The sequence below is a fragment of the Olivibacter sp. SDN3 genome, from assembly GCF_014334135.1.
In the GTDB taxonomy this organism is placed as follows: domain Bacteria; phylum Bacteroidota; class Bacteroidia; order Sphingobacteriales; family Sphingobacteriaceae; genus Olivibacter.
Genome location: NZ_CP060497.1, coordinates 631,080 through 647,907 on the forward strand (window position 1 = coordinate 631,080; position 16,828 = coordinate 647,907).

7 protein-coding genes, 2 tRNA genes and 3 rRNA genes are annotated in these 16,828 nt (G+C 42.4%); 2 read left to right on the forward strand and 10 right to left on the reverse strand.

Annotation, left to right across the window (positions count from 1 at the left end):
- Window positions 1-38: 38 nt before the first annotated feature.
- Entirely contained in the window at window positions 39-4,400 is a 4,362-nt protein-coding gene (locus H8S90_RS02655; protein ID WP_187341067.1) for a translocation/assembly module TamB domain-containing protein, read from the reverse strand.
- A gap of 88 nt (window positions 4,401-4,488) precedes the next feature.
- On the opposite strand from H8S90_RS02655, the gene tsaD reads away from it, so the two are divergent.
- Entirely contained in the window at window positions 4,489-5,499 is a 1,011-nt protein-coding gene (tsaD, locus tag H8S90_RS02660; protein WP_187341068.1) for a tRNA (adenosine(37)-N6)-threonylcarbamoyltransferase complex transferase subunit TsaD, read from the forward strand.
- Between the two features lie 308 nt (window positions 5,500-5,807).
- Here tsaD and recA read toward each other — a convergent pair whose 3' ends face one another.
- From recA to H8S90_RS02705, 9 genes are all read right to left on the reverse strand, one after another.
- Window positions 5,808-6,815 (reverse strand): recombinase RecA, encoded by a 1,008-nt coding sequence (recA, locus tag H8S90_RS02665; protein ID WP_187341069.1) that lies wholly within the window; start codon window positions 6,813-6,815, stop codon window positions 5,808-5,810.
- Between the two features lie 93 nt (window positions 6,816-6,908).
- A complete protein-coding gene (gene nth / locus H8S90_RS02670) occupies window positions 6,909-7,592 on the reverse strand; it encodes an endonuclease III (RefSeq protein ID WP_187341070.1) in 684 nt (227 codons plus the stop codon).
- A gap of 94 nt (window positions 7,593-7,686) precedes the next feature.
- Window positions 7,687-7,938 carry a hypothetical protein gene (locus tag H8S90_RS02675; protein WP_187341071.1) on the reverse strand — a complete coding sequence of 84 codons (252 nt, stop codon included), beginning with the start codon at window positions 7,936-7,938 and terminating at the stop codon, window positions 7,687-7,689.
- Window positions 7,939-7,965: 27 nt separating this feature from the next.
- Window positions 7,966-9,573, reverse strand: a complete 1,608-nt coding sequence (locus H8S90_RS02680) for a S8 family serine peptidase (protein WP_187341072.1) — start codon at window positions 9,571-9,573, stop codon at window positions 7,966-7,968.
- A 314-nt stretch (window positions 9,574-9,887) separates the two neighbouring features.
- Window positions 9,888-9,999, reverse strand: a 5S ribosomal RNA gene (gene rrf, locus H8S90_RS02685).
- 63 nt (window positions 10,000-10,062) lie between these two features.
- Window positions 10,063-12,945, reverse strand: a 23S ribosomal RNA gene (locus H8S90_RS02690).
- Between the two features lie 142 nt (window positions 12,946-13,087).
- Window positions 13,088-13,161: transfer RNA gene (locus H8S90_RS02695), tRNA-Ala, on the reverse strand.
- A 3-nt stretch (window positions 13,162-13,164) separates the two neighbouring features.
- Window positions 13,165-13,241: transfer RNA gene (locus tag H8S90_RS02700), tRNA-Ile, on the reverse strand.
- Between the two features lie 126 nt (window positions 13,242-13,367).
- Window positions 13,368-14,896, reverse strand: a 16S ribosomal RNA gene (locus tag H8S90_RS02705).
- The 16S, 23S and 5S rRNA genes sit together here with 2 tRNA genes alongside, the layout of an rRNA operon.
- A 561-nt stretch (window positions 14,897-15,457) precedes the next feature.
- On the opposite strand from H8S90_RS02705, the gene H8S90_RS02710 reads away from it, so the two are divergent.
- Entirely contained in the window at window positions 15,458-16,813 is a 1,356-nt protein-coding gene (locus H8S90_RS02710) for an RNA methyltransferase (protein WP_187341073.1), read from the forward strand.
- Window positions 16,814-16,828 lie beyond the last annotated feature (15 nt).

The following is a 16,828-nucleotide window of genomic DNA, read 5'->3' on the forward strand; positions in this document are numbered from 1 at the left end:
TAATAGGGCTTTTTAGACAGCTCCTTCTTGATTTGTTATTAATTCACCCTGCTACCTTGGACTGCGCTAGACGATTTTTCTTCCGCCGATATTTCTTCAGTAGTATCATCTTCATTGTCCTTCTTCTTCCTATTTAATAAAAACATGCGTCGAAAAAACTCTCCCACCGTATCAAATTCTTGCCTATAAACTAAGCCTAAAGCACTAACATACTCATCATTGGGATTTAAGAAATTTCTATTATTCAGCCGATTAGAAGCCCGCAACAGGAGGTTACCATTTTTACGAATTAAAAAAAGTGCCTCAACATCACTTGCTACTTGATTACTAAATAAATTAAAATCATTTAGTTCTCCCCGTCTATCGGTAACACCGCCAGTTAACATCAAACGATTATTTAACAATCTAATGGAAGCGCTTGCTTCATTCAGTGATCGGATATTAAAATCAACAAAGTTTAGATTTAACGATTGCGAAATCACATTATTTAACTGATTGAAAGCCAGTTCTGTGCCGGCGCTCAAAAAGGTATTATTTAGCTCTGTGGTAAGATCAGTCCCTGTTCCAGGTGCGAAACTACGCCTTACAATCAGACTCAATGCCTGTTGATTAACATTGTTTGCATCACTAAAGTAGTTCTGTAACTCATCTTTAACGTATGAATCGATCGGAAAATCAATAGCGAAACTTATCTCCGGATGGAGAAGGTTTCCACCTAAAATCATCTCCGCCTGCGCTACGACTCTTTGATCGGTTCCTGCTCGTCCTGCTGCAACATATAACGGCCTAACACTTGTCCTCACTTCATAAATTGCCGTTAAATTAATCAGTGCCTCAACAGGGTTACCCGTCCAGCGGATCGTCCCCCCCCTACTTATTTCAAAGATTTTATTGATAAAGTCTTGTGCAGTAAAAGTAAATTTACCTTGCTGAATCACATAGTCACCAAACATTTCAAAATCACCTAAACTGGTTATATTCATGGTTATATTACCATTACCTGTTCCAGATAATTTACCCAAATCTGTAAATATATTAGCCTCGGCATTTCTAGTAATATCCAGATCAATATGCAATGTTAACCCGTCAAAATAGGAACTTTTGGAGGCACTAAAAGTAGAATCTTTGGAAACAAACGTTATAAACTCATTTTCGCTTACTGTTCCTGAAGCGTTTAACGGGATATTAAATACTGTTCCCTCTTCCGTTGAAGCCTTGATATCAATATCCATACTACTGGTTAACCCTTTGAATGAAAAATCTCCAGATCCAAAAGCCTTACCATAATACAATGCGTTATCTTTGGCTGTTGTATTAAGTACCATAAAGTTCTCTGCTTTTACTTCGACCTCAATATTGGGATCCAAGGGGGTACTCATATCAACTCTTCCGGTTGCTATTGCCTTATGCTCATTCTCATCAAGGATTGTTAAATTATCCAGCTCAATACTGCTATTATTAACAGCTACTTTATCGTTAATGGTATAACGTGTTTGTAAATAGTTAACCGTAAAACTGGCCTGATTAAATTGACAATCGCCACTTATTATTGGGTTCAACGGTGTTCCGTCTATTTGAATATCCGCTGAAACCGTTCCCTCCAAATCCGAGACCAACTTCTTCAGAAAGGGTTCAAAAAGTACAATCTCACTATCTTCCAATGCAGCGTTTAATTTTAGACTGTTTTCTTGTGCGACAGCATCATACGAGCCTTTTATTTTCAGCGTTTCCGCTCCTTGATATTGAATTTTCATATCCAATCCTACCAAATTGGTAGCAGGATCCATCTCAGCCAACAGTGTCATATCACCAATACCCCGATCATTATAAACGATATCTGAAGAATTTACATCTGCTGAGATATAGGGGTTTTTAAACACTGAGACCAATTGAAAATCACCATTTAATTTACCTTGCAGATTAATCCCTAAGGGATTAGTTAAGCCCGCCAGTGTACTCAGATCAAATTTTTCAAATTTTACATCAAGAACGTCACTTGGATCCTTTGAGATCCAGCCATTAATTTTCACATTTTGGGCCCCATTGGCAAGTTCAAAATTTTTAATCTGTGTACGCCCATCGATAAAATCAAAATTAACTCGATCTTCTAGTTTCCAATCCTCTCTATTAATGATAACGTTAGACGGCAATAGACTTAACAGCAGTCTTTCATTTTCCCTAAATTCAACCAAACCATTCAAATCAAGCTGATTATTTGCATCGATATCAGATAATTTAACATTAAACCTTAGACTATCGTCACTCAAAATATTTGAGATATTGATATTTTTAACGTACAAGCTATCGGTTATGTTAACTCGATCAGCAGTTAGGGTTAAATGCAAAGATTCGTCCATTGCTACCTCATCCAGAATAATATCTTTCACTTTAATTTTTCCAATCTCTAACATCGGAATATAACCATTCAGGTTTGCGACACTATCGTCTGTCGAAAACTTACCGTTTAAGATAACAGTGTCTGGTATTTGGATTGATGGAAAAAAAAGCATCATTAGTGGTTCTGCACGTTTTAAGCGCAGTGCAAAATCAAAAGATTGATCTCCGGTGTTCAACTCTTCTTTCCAGGAAGGAATATACTTTTTTATTATAGATTTAAAATATGCGGGGAAGTTATTTAAGTCTATCTCGCCGTTCAGAACGACATCTGCGATATCTGATGAGATCGTTATATGTCTTTCAACACCTATATTATTCGCGGTGAGCACCAGAGAATCAATGCTTGTAGAATAAGATGGCATTCTAAGCACTATTTGTTTTAGGCTCGTCTCTCCAACGATATTGTTGAGATTATTACCTGCAAATTTAGTTTTTATATGCCCTTCAATAGTTAAACTATCTTTATAAAATCCTATTGCTTTTAGATCCGCTTTTTCAATTGCGGCAATCAAATCGTATTGGGGCAATTCTTCTGCAAAATTTACCTTTCCTTCTACTTCCAGGTTCAGATTGCTATCATTGATAGCTAAGCGCCCCAGAATAAAATTATCAATGACATCTCCTTCTAGTTTAATATTATGGTAAGTATATTTTTTAAAATTCAGGCTTTTAACTTCCCCATCAATATTCGCGTTAATCTCATTCAAATTGAACCCATTACCATCTACCGCTAATTGAAATGCAGCAATCCCGATTTCACTTTTGTTCCCTATAATCTCTCCTATGTCGAATGACTCTGAGGCTATACGTCCCCGATACATGTTGTTATCTTTTAAAGAAATTTCCAGATCAGCATCTAATTGTCCAATTTTTGTCTTTAATGCTCCATCAATCTGAAAATCATTATATAATCCTATAAGTTTACCCGAATAATTAATTTGCCCCAGCTGTGAAAGAAATGCAGGCAATACTTCCTCTTTCCTACCACTAAAATCTCCCACTAATTTATCTAAGTCCTTTTTATTCGAAGCAATTTGCTCAATATTTAGATCAAAAATGGTATGGTCGATACTGGGCAAACCCGTTACTTTTATGTCACCTCGAAAATAGGTCGCTTGTCCTCCTTTTATAAGCATCTTATTACCTACGAAGCTGTTTACCTTTCCCGAGACGGTGCCACTTACACCAAGATTAAATTTAGTAACCTCTATCGAAGGTGCAAAAAACTCAATATCGGTTGAATTTATTCTAGCATCTTTAATATCAGCCTGGACATTTACCTTATTAATAAAATCGGAAAAATCAGAAAAATCGTTATAACTAAATTTGATATACTCCCCGAATGTGCTTTGGTTCGTTTGGACATAGAGTTCTTTAAACTCCATATTATCACGGTCCACAGTAACCAGTCCCTCCAATTTCTTTAAAACAAAACCACTTTTTTCTGTCAGCCGTAAATTTTTTATCGATGCCTGAAATAAATGGTTTTCAAAATCAATATTTGTAAGTTCTCCACTAAGACCGAAAAGATCGATATCATTAAAGTTAACGCCCTTTAAAGATTCAGTTGCTAAATAATTTTTATACTTAAAATCCACAGACTTGAGAGACAAGGTTTTCAACTGAACATTAAAAGAACTTTGATCTGTCTTTTCCTTAGACGACTTGAAATAATCTATAATAAATGTTAAATTACTGGTCGAGTCTTGTACTTTTTTTAAGTAAAACTGTGCATTCGAAAGTGATACATCATTCATGATCAGCTGTCCACTACCCACTTTATGAAGATCGATGTTAGCGTTGAGCTCATTAATATACAGTAATGTGTCTTGATCTAAGTCTTCGATATATACTTTATCTAATCTTAAAGATGAAAAAGGCCTAAAATAAACACCTTCTACGGTGATGGTAGTTCCCAGTTCTTTAGAAAGATATGCCGCTACCTTCTTTGTCAAAAAGGTCTGTACGCCGCTAAACTGCAAAGCAAATAATAGTGTTATCACAAGAAGAATTATTCCTGTTAAAACATATAATGCTATTTTTGCTACTTTTTTAATAAATTTGTAAATAAATTATTTAACAATCTGTGTTTTGGCAACCATTCTAGGTATCGAATCCTCTTGCGATGAAACTTCTGCCTCTATCTGTATAGACGGTAAAATACGATCAAATATTATTGCTAACCAAACGGTACACGAAAAGTTTGGTGGTGTTATCCCTGAACTTGCTTCTCGCGCACATCAACAAAATATTATACCAACGGTTGATGCAGCTATACAAGAAGCAAAAATACATAAAAATGAGATAGATGCTATAGCTTTTACCCGAGGGCCCGGATTACTTGGATCGCTCCTTGTTGGAACATCATTTGCAAAAGCTTTTGCATTGGCTCAACATATTCCGCTGATAGAGGTAAACCATATGCAAGCACATATATTAGCTCATTTCATAGACGACCCAAAGCCTAGTTTTCCATTTTTGTGTCTTACAGTTTCAGGAGGACATACACAAATTGTGCAAGTAAATGACTTTTTTGATATGGAATTAATTGGTCAAACAATTGATGACGCTGCGGGAGAAGCATTTGACAAAACTGCGAAAATCTTAAATTTACCTTATCCTGGAGGGCCATTAATCGACAAATATGCGAAGACGGGGAATTCTGAAAAATTTACTTTTCCAGAACCTCAAATCAAAGGGCTCGATTTTAGCTTTAGCGGTCTAAAGACGTCCATACTCTATTTTGTGCAGCAACGACTTTCCAAAAATCCGCTGTTTATTGAAGAAAATATACATGACCTTTGCGCTTCTGTACAATCTCGAATTGTTAGCATTCTATTAAAGAAACTTAAATTGGCCGCCAATGAAACAAAAATAAAAAATATAGCTATTGCAGGGGGCGTATCAGCTAATTCAGGTTTGAGAAATACGCTCTTGGAAATTGCGGCAAGTGAAAATTGGAAAGTATTTATTCCTAAATTTGAATATTGTACAGATAACGCTGCGATGATTTCTATAGCAGGGTATTATAAATATCTCCAAGGAGACTTTGTAACACAGGATATTGCTCCACTAGCAAGATGGGGTATAGCTAAAAACTAATATACACGTTAACCTTACAACGCATATAACATGGGAACACCTAGTATTATATTCTTTAGCATCTTTGCCTTACCTTTAATAACCTTTCTAATTTGGTTAATACGAAAAGATAAGCAGAAGCGTATTTACGGAATATTCATTATTGTTATTTTGGTCATTTTTGCTATTGCCGTCTCGTTGAAAGCAAGTAAAAGTGAATTAGACAGAAAAAAATATGAACAGGTAGGGGATTAAAAATAAAATGCCCGATGCTTTACGTAGGCAGCGGACATCTTTATTTTAATATAAACTGTTCTTCAAAAAGAAAATCAAATCTCTTCCAGTTTATCTGGAGAAATCATTTCCTTAATTTTCACTTCAAGCTCTTCCATTAAATCGGGATTGTCTAACAATAAAGTTTTAACAGCATCTCTCCCCTGGCCAAGCTTAGTATCTCCATAGCTGAACCAAGATCCAGACTTTTTAATCACATTAAAATCTACACCTAGGTCTATAATTTCACCAACTTTTGAGATTCCTTCTCCGAACATAATATCGAACTCCGCTATCCGAAAAGGTGGAGCAACTTTATTTTTCACAATCTTCACCTTTACCCTATTCCCGGCAACTTCATCTGCATCTTTAATCTGTGAAGTTCTGCGTATATCTAAACGTACGGAAGCATAGAATTTCAAAGCGTTCCCGCCTGTTGTCGTTTCGGGATTACCAAACATTACACCAATTTTTTCACGAAGCTGGTTAATAAATATACAGCAGCAATTTGTTTTTGATATGGTTCCTGTGAGCTTACGTAAAGCTTGCGACATCAATCTAGCTTGCAAGCCCATTTTAGAATCACCCATCTCACCCTCAATTTCCCCTTTAGGCACCAAGGCTGCTACCGAGTCTATTACGATAACGTCAATAGCCCCGGACCGTATCAAATTATCAGCAATTTCCAGCGCCTGCTCCCCATTATCTGGTTGTGAAATCAATAGGTTATCAATATCTACACCAAGCTTACGCGCATAGTACTTATCAAAAGCGTGTTCAGCATCTATGATAGCTGCTATTCCTCCTTTTTTCTGTGCCTCCGCAATAATATGAGTTGCCAAAGTAGTTTTACCTGAAGATTCAGGTCCATATATCTCAATGACCCGGCCTTTTGGAACTCCCCCAATTCCCAATGCAATATCAAGGCCTAAAGATCCGGTAGAAATAGCATCTATAGGCTCCACAGCAGAATCACCTAATTTCATGATGGTACCCTTACCATAAGACTTTTCTAATTTATCGAGTGTTAACTGTAAGGCCTTTAACTTATCTTGATTGCTCATATCTAATTTTTTGATCAAAAATACAATTATTTTATAAAAAATACTAATTTAATTAGTAAAAATATTTAAAATCTTGCTCTTATGAGAAAGAGACTATCCATTACTCTCCTTAATGACGTTGAGAGAAACTTTATTACTTAAAAATTGCCTTTCGTAATATTTACACATATAGGTTATCGGACATAACTCACATTTAGGTTTTCTTGCCAAGCAGATATAACGTCCATGTAATATCAACCAATGATGTGCAATTGCTAAGGTATCTTTCGGTAGAAATTTAACCAATTGCTTCTCTACGGCCAAAGGTGTTGTAGCATTACTTGTTAGTCCTATACGATTCGCCACTCGAAAAACATGTGTATCAACAGCCATAGCCGGCGCATCATAGATCACAGAAGCTATAACATTTGCTGTTTTTCGGCCAACACCAGGTAATTTTTGTAGTTCCTTTACATCAGAAGGTATTACTCCTCCAAAACTTTCTATTAACATCTTAGCCATGCCCACAAGGTGCTTTGCTTTATTGTTCGGGTAACTTACACTTTTTATGTAAGTAAAAACTTCTTGAGGAGAAGCGAAAGACAAGGTGTTCGCATCTGGAAATCGCTCGAATAGCTTAGGTGTAACTTGATTAATCCGTTTGTCTGTGCATTGTGCAGATAAAATTACCGCTACCAGCAATTCATAAGGATTACTATAATTTAATTCCGTCTGAGCATCGGGATTATGGGATGAAAAATATGCCACAAATTCACGATAGCGATCTTTCTTTAGCATAGACAAAACCTAAAACAAAAAAATTCCATTTACCAGTAAAAAATACATCTCTTTTACAGGCAAAAGTAAAAAAACAATCCCAAACTGCTAAAAATCAAGAAAGATAATCGCCGGAGAATTTTAAAATCGCTCTAACACTATCATCAGAAGGCACTTGCAATAATTGATCCATAGGTTCATCCAGCAAAGCATAGAACAACCTATCCTCGGCGTTTAACTGCAAATCATCATCAATGTGATTTTTTTTACCAAGGCACTTAGTAATTTTCGGTGTAAAAGTTTCAACCATATATTTTCTTTTTTTAAGTAGTGATTTATAATTAATTAACGCAGAAAAAGTAGACATATTGTATCAATATTACTGTCTTATCGATCAATCGCTTAATTTCTCTGCTAAAACCAAGGCGTTGTAGACATTCACAATCCCACCTGTTACACTAATATCAGACAAGGCCACTTTACGTTTGCTCCCATTTTGCATAACACGTACACTATGTGTAGGTTTAACTACCGAATCCAGGATAATCTTTTTTACTTCGCTCGCTTTAAAATTAGGATAATACGACCTAATCAAAGCTGCAAGGCCGCTTACCATTGGCGCAGCCATACTTGTACCTTGTTCCTCCTTATATTTTGAATGGGGGATAGTAGAGCTTATATCTACACCGGGAGCAAAAACATCCACACTACGCTTTCCATAATTAGAAAAATCGGCCACTAAATACGCGTCATATTTCCATCCAGTGGCCCCTACCTCAATCCATGCGGAAGCAATTCCCATATTTATTCCCAAACTATCTACATAATTTTTATTAGGGTAATTCGGCGAAACATCATTATCCTTGCCTTCGTTACCTGCTGCATGAACTAGCAAAACATCCTGCTCCATAGCATATTTAACCGCTTTATCCACCACCTGCTTATCCTTCACATATGCTTTCCCAAAACTCATATTAATAATTTTAGCTCCCATATCCACCGCATAGGTAATAGCGTTAGCTACATCTTTATCACGTTCGTCGCCATTCGGAACCACCCTTAATACCATTACATTCACATCATCTGCAACACCTTTAATCCCTATCCCGTTATTCCTATCAGCCGCTATTATACCAGCTACATGTGTACCATGCTTAGCATCTGGCCCTATTACATCAGCATTACCATAAAATTGTTCTTCACTGTCACTGTACGTGTCTCCTACAATAGATCTAGAATCATAATCCATATTTAAATGATAATTCACTTGGTTTTCATAATATTTTACACCCGCCACCAATTCTTCATAAAAGCTATTGAAATCAGATTTGTCGCGTAAACTTTTATTAACCATCGATAAGGCCCTACCCTCATCCTTATTTGTAGCCTTATAAGCTTTTATGTCAGTGATTGTTATGGTGTCTTTATCAATGTGTTTAACAATGGAATCAACGTGTAATTTAAAGGCTTTAATCGCACGTTCCGTTAATTGAGCAATTTGTAATCTACTCATATAATCGGTATTCATCTTCTGATAAGCCAAAAAATCCCTTCGTTCTTCCTCCGTAAGTGGAGTTGTTGGCAATACGGAAACATATTTTGGGTGCAGTTCTCTCACCAACCTCAGTACTTCTAGATTATCATATTCAACATTCTCACCATTTTTATTACCAATAAAATTCCACCCATACTTATCGTCTATATAACCATTTTCATCATTATCCGTACTATCATTAACCATCTCTCCTTCATTTTCCCATACCTTAGCCTTCAAATCCTCATGGTGTACGTCCACGCCTCCATCAATAACAGCAACGATAGTGGTTGTACTTTCTTTATTAACTAACAATTCATTGTAAGCTTTTTCAGTACTCATACCCGGAACTCCATCTTGTTCCAGATCGAGGTTTTGCCAGTTTGGTTTTGGGCGTTCACTTTGAGAAAAGCAGATATATGGAAAAATAAATAAGGCGATAAAAAGTAGGTTTCTGCTAAATTTCATGCATCTTCATATTATGTGTGCACTAAAAATAATATTAATTGTGCATATCTACATATATATCTTATAAAAATCCTTTTACATAGGATTCGATATCTTAATCGGAAGAGGACTTCAAGTAAAGGTTGGGAAAATCACCTAGTTAAAAAGGAAATATTAGAGCATTTTAAACATTCGGTCTTCACAGAGCTCACAACTGACGCATACGAACATCCCGGCGGGGAATGAGGGGCCCCTGCCCCGGGGGGAGGGAACGTTGGGGCAGCGGGGGCCCGTTAACGCAAAAAGCCCCGCTGCACGTGCAGCGGGGCTGTGAAAATGGGCACCGACCTACTCTCCCACGTGTTACCGCAGTACCATCGGCTCTGGCGGGCTTAACTGCTCTGTTCGGGATGGAAAGAGGTGGACACCGCCGATATAGGCACCTGAATACCTTATATAGACATATACCGGAAGAAAAAAATACGGGAAGACAACAGCCCTGTTCCCTGCTTGAGAAAGCTTCGGGCTATTAGTACGGCTCGGCTATGGTATCTCTACCTTTACACCTGCCGCCTATCGACGTAGTAGTCTGCTACGGCCCTGTAAGGAAGTCTCATCTCGCGGCTAGTTTCGCACTTAGATGCTTTCAGCGCTTATCTATTCCCAGCATAGCTACTCTGCGGTACACCTGGCGGCATAACAGATTCACCAGCGGCTGGTCCAACCCGGTCCTCTCGTACTAAGGTCAGCCCCGCTCAAACTTCCAACGCCCACAACAGATAGGGACCGAACTGTCTCGCGACGTTCTGAACCCAGCTCGCGTGCCACTTTAATCGGCGAACAGCCGAACCCTTGGGACCTTCTCCAGCCCCAGGATGTGACGAGCCGACATCGAGGTGCCAAACCTCCCCGTCGATATGAGCTCTTGGGGGAGATCAGCCTGTTATCCCCAGAGTACCTTTTATCCTTTGAGCGATGGCCCTTCCATGCAGAACCACCGGATCACTATGTCCGTCTTTCGACCCTGTTCGACCTGTATGTCCCACAGTCAAGCAAGCTTTTGCCATTGCACTCCGCGTACGGTTACCAAGCGTACTGAGCTTACCTTTGAAAGCCTCCGTTACCTTTTTGGAGGCGACCACCCCAGTCAAACTACCCACCAAACAATGTCTCCGCAAATAGCGGATTAGGAACCGGATACAGAAAGGGCGGTATTTCAAGGGCGATTCCGCGCATCCTGGCGAACGCGCTTCAATATCTCCCGCCTATCCTACACATCCTGCACCCAGTACCAATGTTAAGCTATAGTGAAGGTTCATGGGGTCTTTCCGTCCCGTTGCGGGTAACCGGCGTCTTCACCGATACCACAATTTCACCGAGCTCATGGCCGAGACAGCGCCCAGATCGTTACACCATTCGTGCAGGTCGGAACTTACCCGACAAGGAATTTCGCTACCTTAGGACCGTTATAGTTACGGCCGCCGTTTACCGGGGCTTCGATTCAATGCTTCACCCGAAGGTTGACATCCCCTCTTAACCTTCCGGCACCGGGCAGGTGTCAGGCCTTATACGTCATCTTTCGATTTGGCAAAGCCATATGTTTTTGTTAAACAGTCGCCTGGGCCTTTTCACTGCGGCTTCTCAATCGCTTGAGGAAGCGCCCCTTCTCCCGAAGTTACAGGGCCATTTTGCCGAGTTCCTTAGCCATGATTCACTCGAGCACCTTAGGATTCTCTCCTCGACCACCTGTGTCGGTTTGCGGTACGGGTCTTTATAACCTGGAGCTTAGCGGGTTTTCTCGGAAGTCTGATTACCTGCGCTATCGGCGCCCCCGAAGGTTTGCCGTACTATCGGCCTTCAGCAGTACCGGCGGATTTGCCTGCCGGTCCTGTACCTAAAGCCTTCAACGCACTATTCCGTCAGTGCGCGGCAGTGTCACTGCTCCGTCACCACATCGCAGTTATAAAGAGTACCGGAATGTTAACCGGTTGTCCATCCACTTCCCCTTTCGGGTTTCGCGTTAGGTCCCGACTGACCCTGATCCGATTAGCGTTGATCAGGAAACCTTGGTCTTTCGGTGGGCGGGTTTCTCGCCCGCCTTATCGTTACTTATGCCTACATTTGCTTTTCCATCAGGTCCACGGCGCATCGCCGCTCCGCTTCGCCCCCGATGGAATGCTCCCCTACCGATATATTCATATATCCCACTGCTTCGGTGGTGTGCTTGATGCCCGTTTATTATCCACGCCCGGCCGCTCGACTAGTGAGCTGTTACGCACTCTTTAAATGAATGGCTGCTTCCAAGCCAACATCCTAGCTGTCTGGGCAACCGGACCTCGTTAGTTCAACTTAGCACACACTTGGGGACCTTAGCAGGTGGTCTGGGTTCTTTCCCTCTCGGCCCCGGACCTTAGCACCCGGAGCCTCACTGCAGACCATATCTGAACAGTATTCGGAGTTCGTCTGGATTTGGTAGGATGTGACTCCCCCGCACCCAATCGGTAGCTCTACCTCTGTCAGACTACATGTCCACGCTGTTCCTAAAAACATTTCGGGGAGTACGAGCTATTTCCCAGTTTGATTAGCCTTTCACCCCTACCCACAGGTCATCCGGAAACTTTTCAACGTTTATCGGTTCGGTCCTCCAGTACGTGTTACCGCACCTTCAACCTGCCCATGGGTAGATCACAAGGTTTCGCGTCTACCTCCACTGACTCTGCGCCCTGTTCAGACTCGCTTTCGCTTCGGCTGCGTGGCTTAACCACTTAACCTTGCCAGTGAAGAGTAACTCGTAGGCTCATTATGCAAAAGGCACGCCGTCACCGGACCTGCCGGCTCCGACCGCTTGTAAGCACACGGTTTCAGGTTCTGTTTCACTCCCCTGTTCGGGGTTCTTTTCACCTTTCCCTCACGGTACTGGTTCACTATCGGTCTCTCAGGAGTATTTAGCCTTGGCGGATGGTGCCGCCGGATTCCCACAGGGCGTCTCCGACCCCGCGGTACTCAGGATCCCGCTAGGTCAATCTCCATTACGTGTACGCAGCTCTCATGCTCTACGGCAGGCCTTCCCAGACCTTTCCACTTCTTCGGATTGTACCACGTCGCGGTCCTACAACCCCGCTGCTGCCGTAACAGCAACGGTTTGGGCTCTTTCCCTTTCGCTCGCCACTACTCAGGAAATCATTGTTATTTTCTCTTCCTGCGCCTACTTAGATGTTTCAGTTCAGCGCGTTCGCGTTATATACGGCATGTCTTCAACATGCCAGGTTTCCCCATTCGGAAATCACCGGATCGGCTCTTATTTGCAGATCCCCGGCGCTTATCGCAGCTTATCACGTCCTTCTTCGCCTCTGAGAGCCTAGGCATCCCCCGTGTGCCCTTTCTTACTTTCTTCTCCCGGCAGCCTTTTGCGCCTGCCGGGATGCCTTTGTCCGGGCCGTGCACCAAAGGCACGGCCCTGCTGTTGTCTTCTCTCGTGTTTTTTTTCTTCCAATATGTCAAAGAACTTCTATCCCGGTACAATCACCGGAAATCGTGGAGAATAACGGATTCGAACCGTTGACCCCCTGCGTGCAAGGCAGGTGCTCTAGCCAGCTGAGCTAATCCCCCGTCTGGTAGTCCCGAGCAGATTTGAACTGCTGACCCCTACATTATCAGTGTAGTGCTCTAACCAACTGAGCTACGGGACTGCACTCTTCTTCTCTTCTGCTCCGGTACCCCGGTAGGGGAGGGTACTGCTTCCTCTTTCCTAATTCTGTTCTGTATCTTCAAAAGAAATCTTCATGGCGCAGCGGGTGCACCGGCGGGCACTCCAGAAAGGAGGTATTCCAGCCGCACCTTCCGGTACGGCTACCTTGTTACGACTTAGCCCCAATTACCGGTTTTACCCTAACACGCTCCTGTACGGTTACATGCTTCAGGTACCCCCAGCTTTCATGGCTTGACGGGCGGTGTGTACAAGGCCCGGGAACGTATTCACCGCGTCATTGCTGATACGCGATTACTAGCGAATCCAACTTCACGGGGTCGAGTTGCAGACCCCGATCCGAACTGTGACCGGCTTTCCGAGATTGGCATGACCTTGCGGTCTAGCGGCCCTCTGTACCGGCCATTGTAGCACGTGTGTAGCCCCGGACGTAAGGGCCATGATGACTTGACGTCGTCCCCGCCTTCCTCACTGTTTGCACAGGCAGTCTGGATAGAGTCCCCACCTTTAAATGCTGGCAACTATCCACAGGGGTTGCGCTCGTTGCGGGACTTAACCCAACACCTCACGGCACGAGCTGACGACAGCCATGCAGCACCTAGTTTCGCGCCCCGAAGGGAATGACCATCTCTGGCCACGCCGCTAACTTTCAAGCCCGGGTAAGGTTCCTCGCGTATCATCGAATTAAACCACATGCTCCTCCGCTTGTGCGGGCCCCCGTCAATTCCTTTGAGTTTCACCCTTGCGGGCGTACTCCCCAGGTGGAACACTTAACGCTTTCGCTTGGACGCCGACTGTCTATCGCCGACATCGAGTGTTCATCGTTTAGGGCGTGGACTACCAGGGTATCTAATCCTGTTCGATCCCCACGCTTTCGTGCCTCAGCGTCAATCATACCTTAGTAAGCTGCCTTCGCAATCGGTGTTCTGTGGCATATCTATGCATTTCACCGCTACTTGCCACATTCCGCCTACCTCAAGTACATTCAAGCACGCCAGTATCAAAGGCACTGCGATGGTTGAGCCACCGTCTTTCACCCCTGACTTAGCATGCCGCCTACGCACCCTTTAAACCCAATAATTCCGGATAACGCTCGGATCCTCCGTATTACCGCGGCTGCTGGCACGGAGTTAGCCGATCCTTATTCTTACGGTACATTCAGCCCTTTACACGTAAAGGGGGTTATTCCCGTACAAAAGCAGTTTACAACCCGTAGGGCCGTCTTCCTGCACGCGGCATGGCTGGTTCAGAGTTGCCTCCATTGACCAATATCCCTTACTGCTGCCTCCCGTAGGAGTCTGGTCCGTGTCTCAGTACCAGTGTGGGGGATTCTCCTCTCAGAGCCCCTAGACATCGTCGCCTTGGTGGGCCGTTACCCCGCCAACCAGCTAATGTCACGCGAGCCCATCCATTCCCTATCAATATTTCACCGTAGCACCATGCGGTGAAACGGTCGTATGCGGTGTTAATCCGGATTTCTCCGGGCTATCCCCCTGGAATGGGCAGGTTGCTCACGCGTTACGCACCCGTGCGCCACTCTCACCGAAGGTAGCAAGCTACCCCCGGATCCCGTCCGACTTGCATGTATTAGGCCTGCCGCTAGCGTTCATCCTGAGCCAGGATCAAACTCTCCATTGTATAATGAATGTTCGCGATCCGGACCCTCTCCTCTGTAGCGAGGCGGCCCCGATCTTTTCTTGTCTTCCGACCCGACCGGTGCGAACCCCGCTGCGCTACATGAATCATTTCTCTTCTATTAAAGAACTCTTACGCCCCCGCTTCGCGCTTCGGCTTCCGCTGTATCCCTCGGCCATCAAAGCCCCAGGTACATCAATCCCCCTTCCGGGGCTGCAAAGGTAGAAAACTTTTCCGTACCCGCAAAATATTTTTTCTGTTTTTTTTTCCCGGCCCGGCCCACAGGGGAAAACTCCCCAAAAAACACCCCAAGACCCCGGAAACCTCAAAAAACAACCGCATCCCTTCGTTTGCGGAGTGCAAAGATACGCACTTATACCGTACCGCCAAATACTTCCCCACTTTTTTTTGACCCAGATCCGCAAATCACTGTAAATCAAATAAATTATTTTTTCACCATTAGATCGCCCCCAGCAGACCATGACCATAAAAACGAAACATACTACGTGCCCGAAGCGAAAAAAAAATGGATTACAAACCTTTTTATCTAAGTTTGTAGCCACTATGGCAAATTTTCTCCCTCATAAATTAGTGGCAGATCTACAGCGTGAATTCCACATTAATGCTGAGCAATTTATACAGGAGCACGAAACCGGGGAACAAATAACCTCTGTTAGAATTAATCCTGCAAAACAAAGCGGTGCTTTCAACAATCTATCAAATGTACCTTGGTGTAAAGAGGGGTACTATTTAAATGCAAGACCAGTTTTCACATTAGACCCCTTATTTCATGCAGGCACCTATTATGTACAGGAAGCCTCTTCCATGTTTATCTCTCATATCATTAAAACGATTCTACCAGACAAAACTCCTTCCATCGTATTGGATTTATGTGCCGCTCCAGGAGGAAAAAGTACATTACTTAACAGCACCCTTCACTCCGATAGTTTACTCGTTGCCAACGAAATCATCAAAACCCGAGTAGGCACCTTGGCCGACAATCTTACCAAATGGGGCAACATCAATACCATAGTGACCAATAATGACCCGGCTTCTTTCAGTAGATTACCTGGATACTTTGACCTAATGTTAGTTGATGCACCGTGCTCTGGTTCTGGGATGTTTAGAAAAGATCCACAAACGATTAATCAATGGTCAGAAGAATCCGTAAAGCTTTGCAGCCAAAGACAGCAGCGCATATTAGCCGACAGTTTGATTGCTTTAAAAGAAAACGGCATACTCATTTATTCTACTTGCTCCTATTCAGTCGAAGAAAATGAAGCGATTGCCGATTGGCTTTGTGATCATTACGACATGGAAAGTATTCAAATACCTATTGATAGTAACTGGGGCATTGACGAAACACTATCGCCCAAACACCAATGTTATGGCTATCGGTTTTATCCCGGAAAACTAAAAGGAGAGGGCTTTTTTACAAGTTGTTTTATAAAAAAAGAGTCTCAACACACTTTCAACAGAAAAAAGATAAAGAGCCAACAAAACCAGGTCGACAGTTCTATTTTCAGAAACTGGATAAAAGCGGATATCGACTCAACACTATTTTCGTTCAAAGAGGATATTCTCTTGTTTCCAAGGCATCAGCTAACAGCCTTACAGATCATACAAAATGTACTATACCTAAAAAAGGTAGGCACAAAGGTGGGAAAAGTAAACAAACGGGATGTCATCCCCCATCATGAGTTAGCACTAAGTAATTATCAACATACACATATACAAAAAGTAGAATTATCTTTAACAACTGCTTTACAGTATCTGAGGAAAGCAGATATAGCTATTGAAACATCCATTTCGGGCTGGGCTTTAGCATGTTATCATGGCTTTGCTCTGGGTTGGATGAAAGTACTGCCGAATAGAATAAATAATTATTATCCAAAAGATTGGCGTATCTTCAACCTCTAATTATTTAGTATTTAG